Source organism: Deltaproteobacteria bacterium (genome assembly GCA_009930495.1).
Lineage (GTDB): Bacteria > Desulfobacterota > Desulfovibrionia > Desulfovibrionales > Desulfomicrobiaceae > Desulfomicrobium.
In genome coordinates this window covers 1-20406 of sequence record RZYB01000033.1, presented here as the reverse complement: position 1 = coordinate 20406, position 20406 = coordinate 1, and the positions used below count along the sequence as shown (strand labels likewise).

At 60.8% G+C, this 20406-nt stretch carries 21 protein-coding genes and 1 pseudogene; 2 read left to right on the top strand and 20 right to left on the bottom strand.

Features of this window, described 5'->3' with window-relative positions; genetic code table 11:
* The 12 genes from EOL86_04975 to EOL86_04920 form a co-directional block, all read right to left on the bottom strand.
* Positions 1-425 (bottom strand): flagellin (locus EOL86_04975; protein ID NCD24934.1); only part of this gene is annotated, 425 nt, incomplete at its 3' end.
* Positions 426-572: 147 nt separating this feature from the next.
* On the bottom strand, positions 573-1316 hold the full coding sequence (gene tsaB / locus EOL86_04970; GenBank protein ID NCD24933.1) for a tRNA (adenosine(37)-N6)-threonylcarbamoyltransferase complex dimerization subunit type 1 TsaB: 744 nt from the start codon (positions 1314-1316) through the stop codon (positions 573-575).
* Entirely contained in the window at positions 1291-2358 is a 1068-nt protein-coding gene (gene rseP / locus EOL86_04965) for an RIP metalloprotease RseP (protein NCD24932.1), read from the bottom strand. The genes tsaB and rseP overlap by 26 nt, the downstream gene beginning before the upstream one ends.
* On the bottom strand, positions 2352-3563 hold the full coding sequence (locus EOL86_04960) for a 1-deoxy-D-xylulose-5-phosphate reductoisomerase (GenBank protein NCD24931.1): 1212 nt from the start codon (positions 3561-3563) through the stop codon (positions 2352-2354). The genes rseP and EOL86_04960 overlap by 7 nt, the downstream gene beginning before the upstream one ends.
* A 14-nt stretch (positions 3564-3577) precedes the next feature.
* Positions 3578-4372, bottom strand: a complete 795-nt coding sequence (locus EOL86_04955; protein ID NCD24930.1) for a phosphatidate cytidylyltransferase — start codon at positions 4370-4372, stop codon at positions 3578-3580.
* Positions 4369-5070 (bottom strand): isoprenyl transferase, encoded by a 702-nt coding sequence (locus EOL86_04950; protein ID NCD24929.1) that lies wholly within the window; start codon positions 5068-5070, stop codon positions 4369-4371. Before EOL86_04950 ends, EOL86_04955 begins: the two co-directional genes overlap by 4 nt.
* A gap of 9 nt (positions 5071-5079) precedes the next feature.
* Positions 5080-5634, bottom strand: coding sequence for a ribosome recycling factor (locus EOL86_04945; GenBank protein NCD24928.1), 555 nt, complete (start codon positions 5632-5634; stop codon positions 5080-5082).
* A 2-nt stretch (positions 5635-5636) separates the two neighbouring features.
* A complete protein-coding gene (locus tag EOL86_04940) occupies positions 5637-6356 on the bottom strand; it encodes a UMP kinase (protein ID NCD24927.1) in 720 nt (239 codons plus the stop codon).
* A 173-nt stretch (positions 6357-6529) separates the two neighbouring features.
* Complete coding sequence (locus tag EOL86_04935) at positions 6530-7333, bottom strand: elongation factor Ts (protein NCD24926.1); 804 nt, start codon at positions 7331-7333, stop codon at positions 6530-6532.
* 1 nt (position 7334) lies between these two features.
* Positions 7335-8123, bottom strand: coding sequence for a 30S ribosomal protein S2 (gene rpsB, locus EOL86_04930; GenBank protein ID NCD24925.1), 789 nt, complete (start codon positions 8121-8123; stop codon positions 7335-7337).
* A 129-nt stretch (positions 8124-8252) separates the two neighbouring features.
* A complete protein-coding gene (locus tag EOL86_04925; GenBank protein ID NCD24924.1) occupies positions 8253-9905 on the bottom strand; it encodes a ribonuclease J in 1653 nt (550 codons plus the stop codon).
* Between the two features lie 135 nt (positions 9906-10040).
* Positions 10041-12098 (bottom strand): elongation factor G, encoded by a 2058-nt coding sequence (locus EOL86_04920; protein NCD24923.1) that lies wholly within the window; start codon positions 12096-12098, stop codon positions 10041-10043.
* 266 nt (positions 12099-12364) lie between these two features.
* On the opposite strand from EOL86_04920, the gene EOL86_04915 reads away from it, so the two are divergent.
* Positions 12365-13339 carry a hypothetical protein gene (locus tag EOL86_04915; GenBank protein ID NCD24922.1) on the top strand — a complete coding sequence of 325 codons (975 nt, stop codon included), beginning with the start codon at positions 12365-12367 and terminating at the stop codon, positions 13337-13339.
* Complete coding sequence (locus tag EOL86_04910; protein NCD24921.1) at positions 13336-14433, top strand: radical SAM protein; 1098 nt, start codon at positions 13336-13338, stop codon at positions 14431-14433. Before EOL86_04915 ends, EOL86_04910 begins: the two co-directional genes overlap by 4 nt.
* Before the next feature lie 53 nt (positions 14434-14486).
* On the opposite strand, the gene EOL86_04905 is transcribed toward EOL86_04910, so the two are convergent.
* The 8 genes and pseudogenes from EOL86_04905 to EOL86_04870 form a co-directional block, all read right to left on the bottom strand.
* A complete protein-coding gene (locus tag EOL86_04905; protein NCD24920.1) occupies positions 14487-15035 on the bottom strand; it encodes a hypothetical protein in 549 nt (182 codons plus the stop codon).
* An 88-nt stretch (positions 15036-15123) separates the two neighbouring features.
* Positions 15124-16170 carry a hypothetical protein gene (locus EOL86_04900; protein ID NCD24919.1) on the bottom strand — a complete coding sequence of 349 codons (1047 nt, stop codon included), beginning with the start codon at positions 16168-16170 and terminating at the stop codon, positions 15124-15126.
* Positions 16167-16955, bottom strand: a complete 789-nt coding sequence (locus EOL86_04895) for a tetratricopeptide repeat protein (GenBank protein NCD24918.1) — start codon at positions 16953-16955, stop codon at positions 16167-16169. The genes EOL86_04900 and EOL86_04895 overlap by 4 nt, the downstream gene beginning before the upstream one ends.
* 7 nt (positions 16956-16962) lie before the next feature.
* Positions 16963-17685: an orotidine-5'-phosphate decarboxylase gene (locus tag EOL86_04890; GenBank protein ID NCD24917.1), complete on the bottom strand. Its 723-nt coding sequence runs from the start codon at positions 17683-17685 to the stop codon at positions 16963-16965.
* On the bottom strand, positions 17682-18311 hold the full coding sequence (locus EOL86_04885; GenBank protein ID NCD24916.1) for a guanylate kinase: 630 nt from the start codon (positions 18309-18311) through the stop codon (positions 17682-17684). The genes EOL86_04890 and EOL86_04885 overlap by 4 nt, the downstream gene beginning before the upstream one ends.
* The gene (locus EOL86_04880) at positions 18304-18561 is read right to left on the bottom strand and encodes a DUF370 domain-containing protein (GenBank protein NCD24915.1); all 258 of its coding nucleotides are present in this window, start codon (positions 18559-18561) and stop codon (positions 18304-18306) included. The genes EOL86_04885 and EOL86_04880 overlap by 8 nt, the downstream gene beginning before the upstream one ends.
* A 6-nt stretch (positions 18562-18567) precedes the next feature.
* A pseudogene (locus EOL86_04875) lies at positions 18568-19449 on the bottom strand (YicC family protein).
* Positions 19450-19458: 9 nt separating this feature from the next.
* Positions 19459-19995, bottom strand: a complete 537-nt coding sequence (locus tag EOL86_04870) for a DUF4416 family protein (GenBank protein ID NCD24914.1) — start codon at positions 19993-19995, stop codon at positions 19459-19461.
* Positions 19996-20406: the final 411 nt, after the last annotated feature.

Here is a 20406-nt window from a genome sequence, read left to right as displayed (position 1 = left end):
AGATTGCCGTTCAACAGATAGATGCCATTGAAATCCGTGGCGTTGGCGATTCGGGTGATTTCCGAGGCCATGGCCTGGTATTCCGAATCAATGATCATGCGCTGGTCCGAGGTGTAGGTGCCGGTGGCGGCCTGTTCGGCCAGTTCCTTCATGCGGATCAGCTTTTCGTCGATGACACCCAGCGCTCCATCGGCGGTCTGAATCAGGGAGATGGCGTCGTTGGCGTTGCGCACGCCCTGGTTCAGGGTGGAGATATCGGCGCGCATGAGCTCGCGAATGGCCAGACCGGCGGCGTCGTCGGCGGCGTTGTTGACGCGCAGGCCCGAGGACAAACGCTGCGTGGATGTTGCCAGGCTGCTGTACGAGCTGGACAGGTTGCGAGCCGCGTTCATGGCCATCAGGTTGTGATTGATAACGAGCGACATAAAAAATTCCTCCTTGAAAGGGTATCGGCTTCCTTGCCTTGGGATTCGAGCAGCTCTTGGGCTGCATCATTGGTCTTGCTGTGAGAATCGGCGGGGAGCGGAATTTCTTTAGGAGTTTTTTTGTCCGACAGATGTTTGGGCTGCGATTTATTCGAAATCAAAGATATGGCGCCGCGCATCGGCCACGGGAATGCCACGGGAGAGGGCGATGGCTTCCAGATTGTCCTCGGCGTCCGATTTGCGCAGATAGAGCGGGGTGGGAGCGTGCTCGGAAAAGGTGGCGTCCAGGGCCGCCTGGAGCAGGGTCATGGGGGCGGGGGTGTCGAAATTCACGGGAAGGAGGGGGCATTCGGCCAGTTCACCCAGCTCGGGATTCCGTCGCGCGCCGCTGCCCGCCACGAGGCGGGGGGCTTGGCGTGAAACCAAAAGTCGCGCGGCCTCGGTGACCGCCATGGGCTTGATGCCGTCCAGGGGCTGTTCCTGAATAAAGCCCCGCAGATAAACTTGGCCCTTGCGTGCGTGCGTGGCGATCCAGACTTCGTGACGCGCCGGGGTCGGGATCTGTCGCGCCAACACGGCATGATACTCCAGGCCCGCCATGGGCAGGCCCGCTGGGCGGGCCAGTCCGTACATGGCGGCATGGGCGATGCGCAGTCCCGTGAATGAGCCCGGGCCGCGTACGCAGGCGATTCCAGCCAGATTTTTGGCGCCCAGCCCTCGCGACTTCAAGGCCCGGTCCATGGCCATGGGCAGATGCCGGATGGATTGGCCGGGGCAGAGCATTTCCTCGGCGAACAGGAGCTCCGAGCTCGTGCCCAGGACCACCTGGACACGTTCCTCGGCGCAGCACAGCACGAGAATCGGACTAGCGGAAGTGGCGCAGGATATCATTGATGGTCGCGAAGACCATGAGCAGCAGCAGGAGCGTCATGCCTATTTTCAAGGCCATTTGCTGCACCCGTGGGCTCAGGGGCTTGCCGGTGATGGTTTCGAGAAAGAAGAAGAGAATGTGCCCGCCGTCCAGGACGGGAATGGGCAGCAGATTGAGCACGCCGAGGTTGATGCTGATCAGGGCGGTCAGGGCCAGCAAACTGGCCAGACCGTTTTGGGCCTCTTTGTGGATCATTTCGGAAATGAGGATAACCCCGCCCATGTCGGTCCAGGGGATGACCCGCTCCACCAATTTGACGATGCCCATGATCATGAGCCCGGTCACGTCCCAGATCTGTCTGGCGCCCTGGAACGACGCGGCCATGAAGCCCAGCTCGCGTGTCGAGAATTCCCCCTTGGGAGCGATGCCGAGCATGGGCATGGTCTTGATTTCGCCAAACAGGTTGCGCTTTTCCTGGAGTTTGGGCGTGATGTTCACGGAAAATTGTTCATTTTCCCGGAGCATGGTCAGGTGAAGCGCATCGCCCTGGTTGGCTTCGATGCGCTCGACCAGATCCTCCCAGATGGCAATGGGCTGGCCGTCCACGGCCAACACGCGATCACCGGGCAAAAGCCCCGCTTCCTGGGCCGCGCTGGCGTTGGTGACCTGGCCGATGACCGGCAACATGTCCTGGGCGCCGTTGACCCAGGCCAGCCCCCAGAAAATAATCCAGGCCAGGAGGAAATTGAAGAGTGGCCCAGCCAGGACGACCAGCATGCGTTGCCAGGGGGGGCGGGCGGAAAAGGATTCCGCCGTCGTGAAACCTTCGGGCAGGTCGGCGTCGGGGCTCTCGCCCACGAGTTGCACATATCCGCCCAGGGGGAAGGCGCAGACGCGGTAATCGGTCTTGCCGCGCCTGAAACCGGCGATGCGGGTGCCAAAACCCAGGGAAAAAACGCTGACCCCCATGCCCATGCCCTGGGCCACGAGAAAGTGGCCGAGCTCATGGAAGAAGATCAGGCCGCCCAGGACGAGCACCACCGCGAGAATGCTGGTTACCATGTCCCCTCCGCGATGGCCTGTTCGGCCTTGATTCTGATTTCGGCGTCCAGGTCCTGGATGGAGTCCAGGTCCGGAACGGCGGTTTCGACATGGGTTTCGAGCAGCCTCGCGATGAGTCGGGCGATTCCGGGAAACGAAACACGCTGGTCCAGAAAGGCCCCCACCGCGATTTCATTGGCCGCGTTGAGCACCACGGGATGGCTGGGGCTGGCGGCCATGGCCTCGCGGGCCAGGCGTAGGCAGGGGAAGCGGGTGTCGTCCGGGGCTTCGAAGGTCAGGGTGGCGAGGCTGGCCAAATCCAGCCGTTTCAGGTCGATGCGCAGGCGCCGGGGATAACCCAGGCAATAGCCGATGGGAATCTCCATGTCCGGGGTGCCCAGTTGGGCCAAGTGCGAGCCGTCGCTGTATTCGACCAGGGAATGGACAATGGATTGCGGATGCACGACGACGTCGACCTCGTTCAATTCGGCTCCGTAGAGATGGATGGCCTCGATGATTTCCAGGCCTTTGTTCATCATGGTCGCCGAATCAATGGTGATTTTCGCCCCCATGGACCAGTTGGGGTGCTTCAGGGCCTGGGCCGGGGTCGCGGCCTGGATTGCGTCCAGTGACTTGGTCCGGAAGGGGCCACCCGACGCGGTCAGGATCAGTCGGCTGGCCTGGGCCGGTCCATGCCCGACCAAGGCCTGGAACAGGGCGTTGTGTTCCGAGTCCACGGGCAGGATCACCGCGCCGCTGCTGGCGCAGGTCTGGCGGAAGAGATGCCCGGCCAGGACCAGCGCCTCTTTATTGGCCAGGCACAGAATCTTTCCCGCCCGCGCCGAGGCCAGGGCCGGAGCCAAGCCGGCCGCGCCGACCTGGGCCGCCAGAACGAGATCGGCTTCGTCCAGGGTGGCCAGGGCTTCGTAGCCACTGGGCCCGACCACGATTTCCGGTTTGTAGTCAGCGGGCAGCAGGGCTGCCAGGGCCTTTGCCCCGGCTTGGTCCAGCACCCCGAGGTAGCGGGGGCGGAAGGTTGCGGCCTGGCTGGCCAGGAGCTCGATATTCCGGGCCCCGGCCAGGGCCAGGATTTCCAGGCTCTCCGGATTTTTGGCCACGACCCGCAGCGTGCTGGCCCCGATGGAGCCCGTGCTGCCCAGGATGGACAGGCGTCGCCGGTTGCGGCGCTCCACGAGCGGGGAGGAAAGGGAGGAGATGTATTTCATGGGTTTTTGATGCGTCAGGCGAAAAACGGGTGGATGGCGGCGATTCCGCAGTACAGCGGGAGCACGAACAGCAGGCTGTCGATGCGGTCCAGGATGCCGCCGTGGCCGGGCAGAACCTTGCCCGAGTCCTTGACGCCACGCCAGCGTTTCAGGGCGGACTCAAAAAAGTCGCCCAACTGCGCGGCCACGTTCAGGCCCACGCCGAGGAGGGCAAAGGAGAGGATTCCGGCGTTTCCGATCATCAGCCCGGTGCCGACACTTGCCGCCACGCAGGCCACCAGGCCACCCAGACTGCCGGCCCAGGTTTTCTTGGGGCTGATCGATGGCCAGATTTTTGGTCCGCCGATGTGGCTGCCCGCATAATAGGCGCCCGTGTCCGTGGCGAATGTGCACAGGAGGACCAGGATGATTTCCGGAGCGCTCAAAAGACGCGCGAAACGCAGGACAAAAGGGAGATACAGAAGTCCGAACAGCAGAATCTGGCTGGTGGGAAAGGCATCCGGACGCTTGTTTTGGTCGTGGGTGAACAGAAAGGCCAAGGCGGCGGCCAACAGGGCGAGGCCGACCACGGCGCTTCCCGACCAGGTCAAGGGGGCCCAGACCATGCCCAGGGTCAGGATGATCCCGCCGGTTTTCCACGGCAGTCGATCCCGGCCCGGCCAGAACATCGCATAGAATTCCAAAAGCCCAAGAACGGCCACGACGGAAATGACAATGCTCAAAATCGGGTCACCTTGGTAGATGGCCCAGCCCAGCACGGGCAGGAGCAGAACAGAGGTCACGATGCGTTTGAGATGCGGCGCCGTCATGCGGATGCCTCGCCGGTCGTGCCGAAGCGGCGTTGACGGCGTCTGTATGCGTCCAGGGCCGCGTGCAGTTCCGGGACATGGAAATCGGGCCAGGCCACGTCGGTGAAATAGAGTTCGCTGTAGGCACTTTGGAAGAGCAGGTAGTTGCTCAATCGTTGCTCGCCGCTAGTGCGCAGGATGAGATCCGGATCGGGCATGCCGGCGGTATAAAGATGGGCGGCGATCAGGTCCTCGGTGATGTCCTCGGCCTTGATCCCGGCGCGAACCAGGGCCTGGCAGGCGCGCAGAATTTCATGGCGACCGGAATAGTTGAGGGCCAGATTGAGCGTCATGCCCGTGCAGCCTCCGGTCCTGGACTCCGCGTGGCGGAGTACTTGCCGCGTGGCCAGGGGCAATTCGTCGATTTCGCCGAGCACGTTCAGCCGGATGGACTGTTCCAGCAGGGCGGGCAATTCGGCGCTCAGAAATTCCCGGAGCAGGTCGAACAGGAAGCCGACCTCCTGCTTGGGGCGGGACCAGTTTTCCTTGGAGAAGGTATAGAGCGTCAGAAAGGGAATGCCGAGAATGCGGCATTCCCTGACGATTTCGCGCGCGGTTTCCGTCCCGGCCTTATGCCCGGCACTGCGCGAAAGCCCCCTGGCCTTGGCCCAGCGGCCATTGCCGTCCATGATGATCGCGAGATGGGTGGGAACAGACATGATCCGGCGCTAGATTTCCATGATTTCTTTTTCTTTCTCGGTGAAGACGGCGTCGGCTTTCTTGACGAACCCATCCGTGATCTTCTGCACTTCCTCCTGGCCCTTGCGCAGATCGTCCTCGCTGATTTCCTTGGCCGTTTGCAATTTTTTCAAATCTTCGTTCACGTCGCGGCGGACATTGCGGATGGCCACCTTGGCCTCTTCCGTGTATTTTTTGGCCATTTTGACCAGATCCTTGCGACGTTCCTCGGTCAGGGGCGGGATATTGATGCGGATGGCCCGGCCGTCGTTGATGGGGGTCAGGCCGAGATCGGATTTCATGATGGCCTTTTCGATGGAATTAAAGGCATTGCGATCCCACGGCGCGATGGAGATGGTCCGGCTGTCCGGGATGGACACCGAGGCCACTTGGTTGAGCGGGGTGGGGGTGCCGTAGTACTCGACCCTGATGTTGTCGACCAGGGTGGTGGAGGCCCGGCCGGTGCGCAGTCTGGCGAAGTCCTTGTCCAGATTGTCGATGCTTTTTTGCATCCTCGTCTTGCAGTCCTGTACGTGCTTGTCCATGGCTAGTCTCCTTTGACGATGGTTCCGATATCCTCGCCCATGACGACCCGTTTGATGTTGCCGGGCACGAAAAGATTGAACACGCCGATGGGCAGTTTGTTGTCCATGCACAGGGAAATGGCGGCGGAATCCATGACCCGCAGACGCTGTTGCAGGACGTCCAGATAGGTCAGGCTGGTGTACATGACTGCGTCGTCATGCTTTTCGGGGTCCTTGTCGTAGACGCCGCTGACCCTGGTGGCCTTGAGGATGGCCTCGCACTTGAGTTCCATGGCCCGGATCACGGCCGCCGTGTCCGTGGTGAAATAGGGGATGCCGGTGCCGGCGGCGCAGATGACCACGCGTCCTTTTTCCAAATGGCGGATGGCGCGGCGGCGAATGTAGGGCTCGGCCACTTCCTTCATGTCGATGGCGGTCATGACGCGGGTGGTGATGTTCTGTTTTTCCAAGGCGTCCTGCACGGCCAGGGCGTTCATGACCGTGGCCAGCATGCCCATGTAGTCGGCCGAGGCCCGGTCCATGCCCTTGGACGAAACCGAAACGCCCCGGAAAATATTCCCCCCGCCAATGACCAAGCTGAGTTGCACGCCAATGCTGGCCGCCGCGGCCACTTCCTGACAGATGTCCTGGATGGTCTGGGGGTCGATGCCAAAGCCTTGGTCGCCGGCCAGGGCTTCGCCGCTCAACTTGAGCATGACCCGGCCGTAACGGAGTTTTTCCATTGATTTCTCCCTTGCGGAAAACAGTGAACGAAAAGAGGCCGGGGCGTCCCCAGCCTCCTTCCCGGATGAGCGTATATCGACTTCGCGCTTCCGGTGCAACCGCCGCCATGACTTGCCCGGCGGAGGCGGCCCGGAGTAGGCCAAAAAAAAAGGGCCTTGCGGCCCTTTGTCTGTTATGCGCCCACCGCGAATCGGAAGAACCGAGCCACGGCGGCGTTTTTCCCGAGAATGTCCTTGATGGTCTTCTTGTCGTCCTTGATGAAGACCTGCTCGCGCAGACAGACTTCCTGATAGTATTTGCGGATGCGACCCTCGACGATTTTTTCGGCGATCTGAGCCGGCTTGCCCTCTTCCTTGGCCTGATTCAGGTAGATTTCCTTTTCCTGGTCCAGGGTTTCGGTCGGGATCTGGTCCGGGGTCACGCAGATGGGATTGGCGGCCGCGACCTGCATGGCGATATCCTTGGCCATTTCCGGGGTGGCATCGCCGGTCAGCTCGACCAGAACACCCAATTTTTTGTTGGAATGGACATAGCTGCCGATGACGCCGGGGCCGGACAGTTCCATGAAGGCCAGTCGGCCGGTCTGCATGTTTTCACCGATTTTGCCGATGAGACCGGTGAGGTCCGTGGCTTCGGCCGGCAAGGCCGCCATGTCTCCGGTTTTCTTTTCCAGGGCCAGTTTGGCGATGCCTTCGGCCAGGGCGATGAACTCTTCGTTCTTGGCCACGAAGTCCGTTTCGCATTTGAGCTCGCTCATGGCGGCGGACTTGCCGTCATCGGCCAGGAGGATGGTGATCAGGCCTTCGGAAGTTTCGCGGCCGGCTTTTTTGGCGGCCTTGGACAGGCCCTTTTCGCGCAGCCAGGCAATGGCCTTTTCCTCGTCGCCGTCACATTCGGTCAGGGCCTTCTTGCAATCCATCATGCCCACGCCGGTGCGTTCGCGCAGGTCTTTGACCATAGATGCTGTAATGCTCATCTTAATATTCCTCTTCACTGGCTTCGTCGGCCTCGGGGGCCGCGGCCGCGACCGGAATTTCAACGGTTTCGGATGCGGCCTTGGTCTGCTGGGGCATCTCGTCCTTGGCGCTGGCCAGGCCCTCGATGCAGGCGTCGGCCATGGCGCCGGCAAAAAGCTTGATGGCCCGGATGGCGTCGTCGTTGCCAGGGATGACATAGTCGATCAGGTCGGGATCGCAGTTGGTGTCGACCACGGCCACGATCGGGATGCCCAGCTTGCGGCATTCCTTGACCGCGATTTCTTCACGGTGCGGGTCGATGATGAAGGCCACCGCCGGCGGTTCTTCCATGTCCTTGATGCCGCCCAGGGTCAGGTTGAGCTTGGTCACCTCGCGCTCCATGCCGACGATTTCCTTTTTCAGGAAGCGGTTCACGGAGCCGTCCTCGAACATGCCTTCCAGCTTTTTCAGGCGGGCGATGCTGGTGCGGATGGTCTGGTAGTTGGTCAGCGTGCCGCCCAGCCAGCGGTTGGTGACATGGAACATGCCGCAGCGTTCGGCCTCGGCCTTGATCACGTCCTGGGCCTGGCGCTTGGTGCCGACAAAAATGACCTTGCCGCCGCGCGCCACGGTCTCGGCCATGAAATCGTGGGCCTTGCGGTACAGCTTCACGGTCTGCTGCAGGTCAATGATATGGATGCCCTTGCGTGCCCCGAAAATGTAGGGCCGCATTTTGGGGTTCCAGCGCCGGGTCTGATGACCAAAATGGACGCCGGTCTCCAGCATTTGTTTCATCGTTACATAAGCCATGGGAATCTCCTTGGTTTTTTCCTCCGTCCGCAGAAGACCAAAATGGCCAACCAGAAGGCGCGCGGACGTGTGGAGTGATTTGAGGACGTCAGCCGTTACGCAAAAAAGCAGGGCAAGGCAAGAAAAAGATCAGACCCGGACCACCAGCGGCATGACAATGGGGTCGCGTTCCAGAACCTTGCGGAAAAAGCGGCGCAAGGAGGAACGGATGCGTTCTTCCAGCTTGTAGGCCTCGCCACCGGGGTTGCCTTCGATGATGTCCAGGATGATGCATTTGGCGTCCTCCAGGACGTGGGCGTAATGCTGCTCGAAAATAAAGCCCTTGGATTGGATGCTCGGCCCCAGGACAATGGTGCCGTATTCGTCCTGGACCAAGAGGACGATGACCAAGCCTTCGCCCCCCAGGATTTGACGTTCCTTGAGCACGCTTTGCCCGACGTCGCCAACACCCTTGCCGTCGACCAGGATGGATTCGGCGTAAACGGCCTCCTCGAGACGGAGGCCCGAGGGCAGGAGCGTCACGGGCTGGCCGTTTTCCAGAATGATGGCCCGCTCCGAGGCGATGCCGCGCGTCACGGCCAGCTCGGCGTGTTTGAACAGGTGGCGGTACTCGCCGTGGATGGGAATGAAGAACTTGGGCCGGACCGTGTCCAGCAGGATTTTCAGTTCCTCCTGGTGGGCGTGCCCCGAGGCGTGGATGGCCTGGACCCGTTCGTACAGGACATTCGCCCCCAGGCGGTAGAGGTCGTTGATGACCTTGGTGATGGCCTTGGTGTTTCCGGGGATGAATCGCGACGACATGATGACCGTGTCCCCGTGATGGATGTTGATTTGGCGGTGTTCACCACGCGCCACCCGGCTCAGGGCCGAAAGTGGCTCGCCCTGGGAGCCGGTCAGGATAATCACGATCTGGCTGTCGTCGAGATAGGCCAGATCCTCCATGTCACAGGAATTGTCGCGATTGAAGCGCAGATGTCCCAGGTCCTTGGCCACGTCGATGTTGGTGATCAGGCTGCGTCCGGTGAACGCGACCTTGCGCCCGTGCTTGGCCGCCAGGTCGAAAATTTCCTGCATGCGCTGAATGTGCGTGGCGAAAAGAGTGACCAGGATGCGGCCCTTGGCCGCGGCGAAAACGTCGTCCAGGGACGCCATGATTTCGCGTTCGGTCAGGGAAAAGCCCTCGCGCTCGACGTTGGTCGAATCCGAAAGCAGGAGCAGGGCGCCATCCCCGGAAAATTTGGCGAACGCGTCGAGATCCGTGGCGTGGCCGTTCAGGGGATGGCGGTCGATTTTGAAATCCCCGCTGTGCACGATGCGGCCCACGGGCGTTTCGATGCCCAGGCCGAAGCCTTCGATGATGCTGTGGCAGACCGGAATGAAAGTCACGGCGAAATCGCCCAGCTGCACGCGATCCCCGCCCTTGACCGGATGCACGACGACATGATCGTCCAGACCGTGTTCCTGGATGCGTTTTAAGGCCAGTCTCAGGGTGAATTCCGAACCAAACAGCGGCGCTTGTTGCAGGCCGGGGACAAGCCAGGCCAGCGCCCCGATGTGATCCTCGTGCCCATGGGTCAGGATGATGCCCTTGAGTTTGTGCTTGCGCTCCAGGATAAAATCCATGCGCGGGATGACCACGTCCACGCCGTACAGAATGACGTCCGGAAACATGAGGCCGCAATCCACCAGGATCATGCTGTGCTCGGTCTCCAGGGCCAAGCAGTTCATGCCGATTTCCCCGAGTCCTCCGAGCGGAGTCAGGGTAACGCGTGATTCGGACATGCGGATGCTCCGGTGGTTGAGGTTGCGGACGGGTGGCCAAATAATTGTGCGAGAAAGCTAAAGGAAGTCGGGCAGCAGGACAAGGCCAAAAAAAGGCCGCCTTGGGGCGGCCTGGGGAAGGCGTCGGGGAAGGCGTTATTCTTCTTTCTTGCTCTCGGCGATGACCTGTTCGGCCACGTTGGGCGGGCATTCCTCGTACAGGGCGAATTCCATGGTGAAGGTGCCCTGGCCGCCGGTCATGGAGCGCAGATCCGGGGCGTATTTCATCATTTCGGACATGGGCACGTGGGCCTTGACCTCGGTGATACCGGCCTGGGAATCGGAGCCCAGGACCCGGCCGCGCCGGCTGGACAAATCGCCGATGACATCGCCCATGAATTCATCCGGAATAAAGACGGAGGCCAGCATGATCGGTTCAAGCAGAATCGGAGTGCACTGCTCCACGGCTTTCTTGAAGGCCAGGGATCCGGCTATTTTGAAGGCCATCTCCGAGGAGTCCACCGTGTGGTAGGAGCCGTCATAGACCGCGACCTTGAAGTCGACCATGGGATAGCCGGCCAGGAAGCCGCGCGCGGCCGCTTCCTGGACGCCCTTGTCCACGGCCGGGATATAGTTGCGAGGAATGGACCCGCCAACGATTTCATCCAGAAATTCATAGCCTTTGCCGCGCGGGCTGGGCTCCATGCGGATCCAGCAGTCTCCGAACTGGCCGCGTCCGCCGGACTGTTTCTTGTGCCGCCCCTGAACCTGGGCCTTGCCCTTGATGGTTTCGCGGTAGGGGATGCGGGGCGTCTTGAGCACGATATTGGCCTTGTACCGGCGCTTGACCTTTTCCACGGCCATTTCGATGTGCAGCTGGCCCATGCCGGACAGGAGCATGTCCCCGGTGTCGTCGTTGCGTTCGAGGTGGAGGTTGATGTCCTCTTCCAGAAGTTTTTGCACCGCGGCAAAAATTTTGTCCTCCTCGCCTTTTTCCTCGGCGGCCAGGGCGTAGGAGATGATGGCGGGGCTTAGAACGGGTTTTTCCAGGGTAAAGGATGCTTTTTCAGCGCACAGCGTGTCACCGGTACTGGTGTTTTTGAGTTTGGCCACGGCCACGATGGCGCCGGGTCCGACTTCCTGCTTGCAGGGTGTCTGTTTTTTGCCTTCCAGGAAGAGGAGCTGGCCGATTTTCTCCTTTTCCCCGGTCGTCGTGTTGACCACCGTGGTGTCCGGAGCCAGGGTTCCGGAAAGGACGCGCAGTATCGAAAGTTGTCCGGCAAAGGGGTCGGCGATGGTCTTGAACACAAAGGCGGCCAAGGGTTCTTCCGGGCTGGACGCGCGTTCGTTGCCGTCATGGTCCAGCCACGGCTTGTGGTCCAGGGGGGAGACCATGATGCCGTGGATGGTTTCAAGAAGCGGGAGAGCGCCCATGTTTTGCATGGCCGCGCCGACGCAGACCGGAACCAGGGTGCGGTTTCTCACGCCGGTTTGCAGGCCCAGGACGATATCCTCGTCGGACAGGGCGCCTTCCTCCAGATATTTTTCCATGAGCTCTTCGGTGCTTTCGGCGATGTTCTCGACGGCGATTTCCCGGACCATGGCGGCTTCATCCGCGAGATCGGCGGGCATGTCGATGGGCTGGAGTTCGCCTTTTTCACCAAAGGAGAAGGCCTTGCCGGCCAGAATGTCGATCACGCCCGTGAAATTCGTCTCGCTGCCGATGGGCATGTACAGGAGCACGGGTTTGAGGCCCAAAATGTCACCCAGGCCTTGATACGCCATTTGGAAATTGGCGCGTTCACGATCCATCTTGTTGATGAAAACCATGGTCGGAAGCTCGGCCTTGGCCGCTTCGGCCCAGATGCGCTTGGTCAGGGGCTTGACGCCGTCGATGGCGTCCAGAACCAGAACGAGATTGTCCGCGCCCTGCAAGAGGTACGGGAGATCGCCGGTGAAGTTGTTGTCGCCGGGGGTGTCGATCAAAAAGGTGGCGTTCTTTTTCCAGGAAAATTGGGCGAAACCGGGCTGGAGGCTGCCCCTGCGCTTGATTTCTTCCGGTTCGTAATCAAGCGTCGTGGTGCCTTCCTCGATTTTGCCCAGCCTTGAAATGGAACCGGCCGCGAACAGCAGCATTTCCGCCACTGACGTCTTGCCGGTTCCACCATGTCCTATCAGGGCGAAGGTCCTCTGTTTTTGAAGTAGTTCCCGCATACAGCCCCCTTATGCAAAAGTATTACGCGGCCCTTGGGCCACAAGGTAGAATGCTTTCCCGAACGCCGGTGGCGCACGGGAAATGTACTTGCAAAAGAGTCGAAATTGGACAAAAGTCCACCGCTCCGTAATTTGGAACGATTTCAACCACGCTGCGATCCTGAACTTTTCTACGAACTCCCCCTATAGGGAAGTGGAAAGGAAATTGTCAAGGCCAAGTGAATTTCGTCTGGTCTTTAATTCTTTGAAATACCTGAGAGAATCTCATGAGTTTGGTCCCCGTTGGTTCGCTTGATTCCCCTGATGTCCGTTTGGTGCGCCTTGCCGCGCCAGATATCGATTGCTCCGGGCCCTGGCTTTTTTGGCCGCGTCCGGTGTCCCCGGTGCTGCGCCGTGGTCTGGAGGCCGGCGGGCAGATGACGCCGGTCGTGATCGATGGCGGCGGCCCCCGTCCGGTGCTGGTGGCGGGCATGGCCCGGGTGGCATGCCTGGCCGAGCTTGGCCGGGAGGTTCTGTGTCTGGATGTGGGTTCCGTGTCCGCCTGGGACAAGGGCTTGCTGTATATCCAGTCCAATCTTGGCCTGGACATCGACGACGCGCGTCTTGTCGCGGCCTTGCGCTATTTCGCGGGGCTGGACGCGTCTCGTCTCGATGTCGTGTTCGAGTCCCTGGGTTTGGTCGTCCGTTCCAAGACGGCCCGTTTGGCCCAGGCGTGGCTCGCCCTGCCCGAAGCCTGGGACGCGCTCTTGGCGCGTGGTGCCCTGCCGTTGGCCTGCGCCGAGGTGCTGGCTGGGTTTCCGCCCGAGGATCTCGGCGCGTTGGAGTCCCTGTTCGCCAGTTTGTCCTGGTCCAGGGGCAATGCCCTGAACGTGTTGACCTGGATCCAGGAAACATGTCTGCGCGAGAACGACCGTGTCCGGGACGTTTTGGGCAGGATGGACGCGGATCGGATTTTGCGGGCCGATCTTTCGCCCAAGGACGCCATGGCCCGCTTGACACAGGCCGCGAGACGCCAGCGGTATCCTGAATTGACGCGCATGGAGCGTGATTTTGAAACCGCCGTGGTCAACCTGGGTGGCACGCGCTGGCGGATCACCCAGCCGGACCGGTTCGAAACCGACGGCGTGGAGCTTTCGATGCGGGTATCCGGACGGGCTGATTTGGAACGCGCCGTCCGGGATTTGGTTGATCTTGCGGCCCGCGAGGCTTGGCGCGATCTTTTTTCGGAGGAGTCCCGATGACGAGTCTGCCCGCCTATCTCGCCGGAATCAGCCGGGTCGTGGTCGACGAGGGGGTCGCCACGTCGGCCATGGCCGAGCGGGTCCGGGCCCAGCTGCCGCATCTGCCGTGGGATGTTTTGCCTCGGGGTGTCGGCCTGGAGCCGGGCCTGACCGACGACATTTTGTATCTGAAAGAATACTGGGGGCGTTTTTTGCGGCCGTGCCCGGGAACGAGCCATTACCATTGTTGCGGTTACCAGATCATCCATATTGGAGAAAATTGCCCGCTGCGTTGCTCCTACTGTATTTTGCAGGCCTACTTCCAGGACCGGGTACTGAAGGTCTGGGCCAACCAGGATGATTTATGGGCCGAGTTGGACCGGGCGTTTGGCGCCGATCCCGCGCGACGTTTTCGGGTTGGAACCGGTGAATTCACGGATTCCCTGGTGCTTGAGCCCCTGACCGGGTATAGCCGTGATCTCGTCGGATTTTTGCGTCGCTTCGACAATGTCTGCCTGGAGCTCAAATCCAAGGTCGTGGATTTGTCCTGGATGGATGTGGTCGGCGATCCGCGTCGGGTCCTGCCGGCGTGGTCCATGAATGCCCCGGAAATTTCCGATAGCGAGGAGCAGGGGGATTGCGCCTCCCTCGAAGAACGTTTGCGGGCCGCGAAAACCTGCGCCGAGGCCGGCTTCCAGGTATGTCTGCATTTTGACCCGATCATCCATTTTCCCGGATGGGAAGCTGGTTACGCCCGCGCCGTCGACATGATTCTTGACCATTTGCGGCCCGAGCAGATTGCCTATCTCAGCCTGGGATCGTTCCGCCACATGCCGGATCTGAAGCGTTGCATCGCGGCCAATTTTCCCGCGTCCACGTACATTCATGGAGAATTCATCACGGGTATCGACGGCAAGCAGCGGTTGCTACGTCCATTGCGGGAGGCGCAATTCAAATTTCTGGCCAACCGCCTGCGTCGGGGCGGCATCGACCGGCAGTTGTATTTCTGCATGGAATCGGACGAGATTTGGCGGGCCGTTTTGGGCCGCTCGCCACGGGATTTCGGCGGGTTGTATCGCTACCTGATGGGGCGGGCTTTTGGGGACGTGGACTAGGGATTGGGTCGTTCCGGCCGTGGTTTTCGGCCGGAACGCGATGGCGTCGGGATTCAGGCCGAAGTCGTGCCCGGGGTTGGAACCAATCCGGAAAGGTCCAGATTCATGTTTTTGATGCACGTGTCCTTCAGGTGACAGCGTTCGCATCCATAGCGGTGGGGATACGGGGTGATGGTCGCGTATTTGCGGGAGAGCGCTCCGGATTCGTGCATGGTCAGCCCCAGTTTTTCCACGGTCCGGCGCAGCGGCTTGGTCGGCTCGGGCACCGGGGCGCATTCCTTTTCTCCCAGCTCCGGCATGAGGGACTTGAGCGTCCCCATGATCATGGTCTGGGCAATGGCTTCGTGCTTAAACCCCTCGGACGGGGAAGTCTTCCAGATCGCGTCGATTTCTTTTTCCACCGGTTCTTCCAGATACACAAGGACGTGTCCCTTGCGTTCTCCGAGTTGATGGATCTTCAGAAGCGGCCGCCATTTTTCCCAGATATCCAGGACGAGCAACATTTCCCGGGGTCCGAGCTGGTCGATTTGGGCCAGGAAGAGGAAGGTGGCGAAGTCGAAATCCGGCTCGACGTCCAGGGGGATGATGGGCAGTGTTTTCATGCGTGAAATCCGTCGGGGTTGTGCGTGGGTGTCCGCGTCACGGGCGCGACGCGTGGAGGGGAGGTAGTGAACCATTTGGGCGGGAAATTCAAGTTCCCTGGTCCCCGTTCCTGAGATGCTTGGCCGCCCAGAGCGAGGCCTGCAAGCGGTTTGGTACGTCGATTTTTTTATAGATGTTGTAGATGTGGGACTTGATCGTGTTCAGGCTCAAAAACAGCTTGTCCGCGATGTCCTTGTTGGTGGCTCCGGCCGCGAGCATGAGCAGGATTTCTTTTTCCCTGGCGCTGAGTTCCCCATTGTCCCCGGTGGGGGGCGGCGTTGTCTCCCCTTCTTGTTTATGGCGCCCCAGCAGGTATTGGGACATGGCCTCGCGCGAAAACCAAAGTTCGTTTTCGAGCATGGCCCCGATGCCCTTGCTCAGAAGATTGAAGGGCGTGTTGCGGAAGAAAATACCGCGCACGCCGTGGTTCATGGCGTCCATCTCCACGACGCGGTCATCGGAAACATTGAAGAGGGCAATGGACGTGGTCATGAATGGCGAATTTTCCCCTCCAAGGCGTTCCAAGAGGCTTGGAACGGAGACTCCCGAGCAGTCGATCAGGGCCAGGTCCGGTTTGACCGTGTCGAGGATTTTGGTCAGCGACGGGGAATGCGCGCAGTTCAACCCCGTGTCCTGACTGAGCCGGCCGGCCAGAAGATCGTTGAGCAGCGGGTCGTTCCCGACCACGCCGATCATGGCCGGCGGCTGGTTGGCCTTTCTGGGTTGGCCGGTGCGGATGGAAACGACCTGGGTGGGGTCGAAGGCGATGGCCATGCCTTCCGATTCGGCGCGAACCACCTCGCCTTCGACCTTGAAGCGGGCGCCGGCCAGATTGGGCTGTCCGCCGCCGAAATCAAGGGCGATGTTCAGCATGACCGGAGTTCCAATGGGATAGACGATGTCCGTGGAAAAAAAGACGCCTCCGGCGGAAATATTCGTGGTGGGTACGGTTTGCTCTGGGTTCATCTGTTTGGGCGTGTTCACATCGGCTGGAACGCTGATGGTGAAGCGTTCGAGGTTGCGTCGGTTGTTCCGGGGGGAAGGGCTTGAGGAGGGGGGCATGGCGTGCTCCATGTCGAAATTGGGTGCCATCATGGTGCGTCCCCTGTTTCAGTCGCGGTTGCATTGGAGGGCAACAAGTTGTTTTTTTTCAGGTAAAGTAAAAATTTTTGAGCAACTTCAAGGTCTTTGTTGAGGCGCAAGCATTGTCGCAGATGTTCCAGGGTGTTGGCCAGATCCGCCTTGGCGAAATAGGCGCGGGCCAGGTTGTAGTGCAGGTGCTCGTCCGTGGGGGAAAGCTCCAGCGCCTTTTTATAGTAGTCCACGGCCTGGTCGTACATTTCATTCTTGCGCAGGTTGATGCCGAAATCATTGAACAGGTGTTTGTGTTCGGCCTCGAAGGCCGCGTCCATTTTGACCAGCCGATGAAAGATATTGTCCGCCTTGTCCGTGTCGCCGCGTTCCAGGTAGGTCAGGCCAAGACCAAAATTGGCGCGGATGTTTTCTTCGTCCACGCGCAGGGCGTTGTTGAATTCATATTCGGCGCTGAAGGTTTCCCCTTGGTTGCGATGACGTTCCGCCTTGGCGATGGTTTGGCTGAGCTTGCGGATGCTCGGATAGACCTTCGTGGTGTAAAATTCGGGTTCTGGCGCGTACTGTTCCAGGAACTCGTTTTTTTCGATCTCCTGCTTGGGACCGGATGGCACGTAATTGGGATTCAGCGGCTGGACCCAGACCACCCCCTGATCATCCTCCTCCGCGAACCAGTACATGGTTTGCGTTGTTTTGCGAGCCGTGACACCGGCTCCCACCTTGGTGACTCTTTCCGAGGAAAAAACACCCTTGATGCGGGTATGTTGAGGAGGCGCGCTGTCGCTCATGGAATCCTCAAAACGGTTGTGCGATCTCCGCGTGATAGGTTTTGGCCGCGTCCACGGGGTCCGAGGCCCGGGTGATGGGGCGCCCGACCACGAGAAAGGTGCTGCCGTCCCTGACCGCCTGGGCCGGAGTGCATACCCGGGTTTGATCCCCGGCGTTTGCTCCGGGCAGTCTGATGCCGGGAGTCAGAAGGTTGAAGGAGGCTTCGCATCGACGACGTATGGCACGAACTTCCCGGCCTGAACAGACCACGCCGTCCAAACCCCAATTTTGGGCCGCCATCGCTAGCTCCACGGTCTGGGCCTGTAAATCCTCGTCGGAGCCATGCGGATTCCAGACCAGATCGGCTGGCCCCATGCTGGTCAGGATGGTCACGCCGAGAACGCGTGGCGCGGCTTGGCCCGCCGTCATGGCCGCCTCCCGTCCGACCAGGGCCGCCTCGGCCATGGCTCGTCCGCCCAGCGTGTGGATGGTCAGCATGTCCGCTCCCATGGCCGTGGCCCTGCTCACGGCTGCCTGCACGGTATTGGGAATGTCCATGAATTTAAGGTCCAGGAAGACCTGGAAACCCGCCTCCTTGAGTTCCTCGACCAAGGGTTGCCCCCCGACCAGAAATAATTCCAGCCCTACTTTGACCCAATTCACGACGCCGCGCAACCGCGAAGCCAAATCCAGGGCTTCCCGTTGGTTGGGAAAATCCAGGGCCACGATCAGTTCCGGTGTCTGAATCATGCCAACTCCCATTCCTTGGTCATGGTTTCTCGCCACGAGCCCTGATGGGCGGGGCGGGTTTTTTCGGCCAGATAGATGGCCCGCAGGTGCCCGTATGCCTGATCCAGGTCGTCATTGACGATCCAGTGATCAAACCAGGCGCTGGCCGCGATTTCCGCCTTGGCTCCGGCCAGTCTGCGGCCGATGGTTTCGGCGGAGTCCGTTCCCCGGCCCACCAGACGCTGTTCGAGGACGGCTCGGGACGGTGGAAAAATGAAGACAAAGCTGCCCTGCTTCAGGCTGGATTTGATCTGGGCCGCGCCCTGGACGTCGATGTCGAAGATCAGGTCCCGGCCGGCGCGCAGAAGTTCTTCGGTGGCCTGGAGGGGGGTGCCGTAGAAGTTGCCGTGCACCTCGGCCCATTCGGCGAAAAAGCCCGCGTCGCGCCGGGCCAGGAATTCGCCTTGATTCAGGAAATGGTAGTCCCGGCCATCGACCTCGCCTGGGCGGGGGGTACGGGTGGTGCAGGAGATGGAAAAGGCGAAATCGGGGAATTCCGTGGTCAGGCGGCGGATGAGGGTGCTCTTGCCCGTGCCGGACGGGGCACAGACGACGAGCATGAGCCCGGTGTCGGGAGGGTTAGTCATCGCTGTCTCCGGCGTTGAAACGCTGGCTGATGGTTTCGACCTGGATGGCCGAGAGAATGCAGTGGTTCGAATCCGTGACAATGATCGAGCGGGTCTTGCGGCCCTGGGTGGCGTCGATGAGCCGGCCCTCTTGCTTGGCCTCCTCGCGCAGGCGGCGCATGGGCGAGGAATTGGGGCCGACAATGGCCACCACGCGGTTGAGGACCACGGCGTTGCCGAATCCGATGTTGAGGAGCTTTTTTTTCTCCATGCGCCCTTACTCCAGGTTCTGGATTTGCTCGCGGCATTTTTCCAGCTCGGCCTTGAAGGCGACCACGATCTGGCTGATCTGGATGTTCTGGCATTTGTTACCGCAGGTGTTGATTTCGCGGAAGCATTCCTGAACCATGAAATCGAGTTTGCGGCCCACGGGTTCGGTCTGGCGGAAATAATCGTCGATGCCGCGTAGATGGATGTCCAGACGGGTCAATTCCTCGGACACGTCGATGCGGTCGGCGATGAGGGCCAGCTCCTGGAGCATGCGTTCGGCCTCGATCTGCGCGCCGCTTTCCGCCAGCAGCTTGGACACACGTTCGCGCATCAGCGCCAGTCGTTCGCCCGATGTCTGCCCGGCCAGGGCCGCGATTTGGCCGACCAATTCGTCCAGTCGCGCGAAACGGGCGCGTAGGTCCGTCTCCAGGGCCGCGCCCTCCCGAACGCGGGCCGTGTCCCAATCGGCCAGGGCCAGCTTCAGCGTTTCCGTCAGGCTGCGGACGAGATCGGGGTTGTCGATGGAGCCCGCGTCCCGCCAGAGATTGGGGATGGCCAGGAATCGGTTCAAGTCCGGAGTGAAGGGCGTGTCCGTTGCTCCGGCCAGCATGGCCAGCTCTTTCAGCATGGCCGCGGCCTGGGTGGCGTCCAGGCTGACGGACTGCAGTTCCGGGTTGGTGATTTTGAGCCCCAGAAAAAGTTCCACCCCTCCCCGGTTGGCCACGGCCTTGACCTCGTTTTCCCAGGTTTTCTGGTGGGCGTAGAGGGTCGGGGGGATTTTCCATTTCAGGTCCAGATGGCGATTGTTGAGACTGCGTATTTCCCAGGTTAGATTCCAGTTTTCTTCCTGGACGCTGGCGCGGCCGTAGCCGGTCATACTTTTGGGCATGAGATATCCTTATGGTTTGGGTCGTTGCAGGGATGCCTTGTACCTGTCCCGGATGTGGGACAGGTGGGCCTTGATTTCCGGGGTCGCGTAGTCCGGAAACGTCCAGGGCAGGTCGAACCAGCTTCCTTTGTGGAAGATCAGGGTCAAATCGGCCCAGATGCCCTGGCCGAGATAGATGCGGTGCGAAAAATTTTTGCCCGTGGCCAGAACGAGGCGCTCCTGGGTGATGTAGCCCGGGTCGAGGTTGAAACGCCGGTGGCTGTCCTTGGCCCATTCCCGCTCCAGGGCGTTGGTCGCGAGTTTGATTTCGGCCAGACGGTCCATCTCCAGGGGTGTGGCGAAGGTCAGAATGCGGCGGAAAATGGGCGTGCCCAGTTCCGCGTCGTAGTAGCTGGTCTGGGTGAAGGGGATGGGCCCGGATTCATAGTCGATGGGGCCGAGGACGTCCTCCAGGCGAGGCCGCAGGTCCGGCCAGAATTCTTCCCACCGCGCACCAAGAACGGACAGAAAGGCTTTCGCCGGGTTGGGTATGGCCGGGATGCTCATGATGCCTCCGGGGTGTGTCGGGTTGGCGGGCCCAGGGGGCGCACCAGCAGGCCCGCGCCCGAAATTTCCAGGGCCCGGACCCGGACGAATTGTCTGGGCGTCGGCATACCCGGCGCGTCGGCCTGACATTCCACATAAAATTCATTCATGCCGTGACGGTTGTCTTCCGGGATGACGGTCATGTCGTGGCCGAGGAGCGTGCGCAGGAATCCGTCGCGTTTGCCGGCCACCACGGCCCGCAGGCGTTTGGCCCGGTCCCGGCGGACATGGCCGGGCACGATGTCCGGGAAGGCCGCGGCCGGCGTGCCCGGGCGCTCGGAATAGGGAAAGACATGGGCGTAGCTCAGGGGCAACTGGTCGGTCACATCCAGGGTTTCCGCGAACAGCGCCTCTGTTTCACCCGGAAAGCCG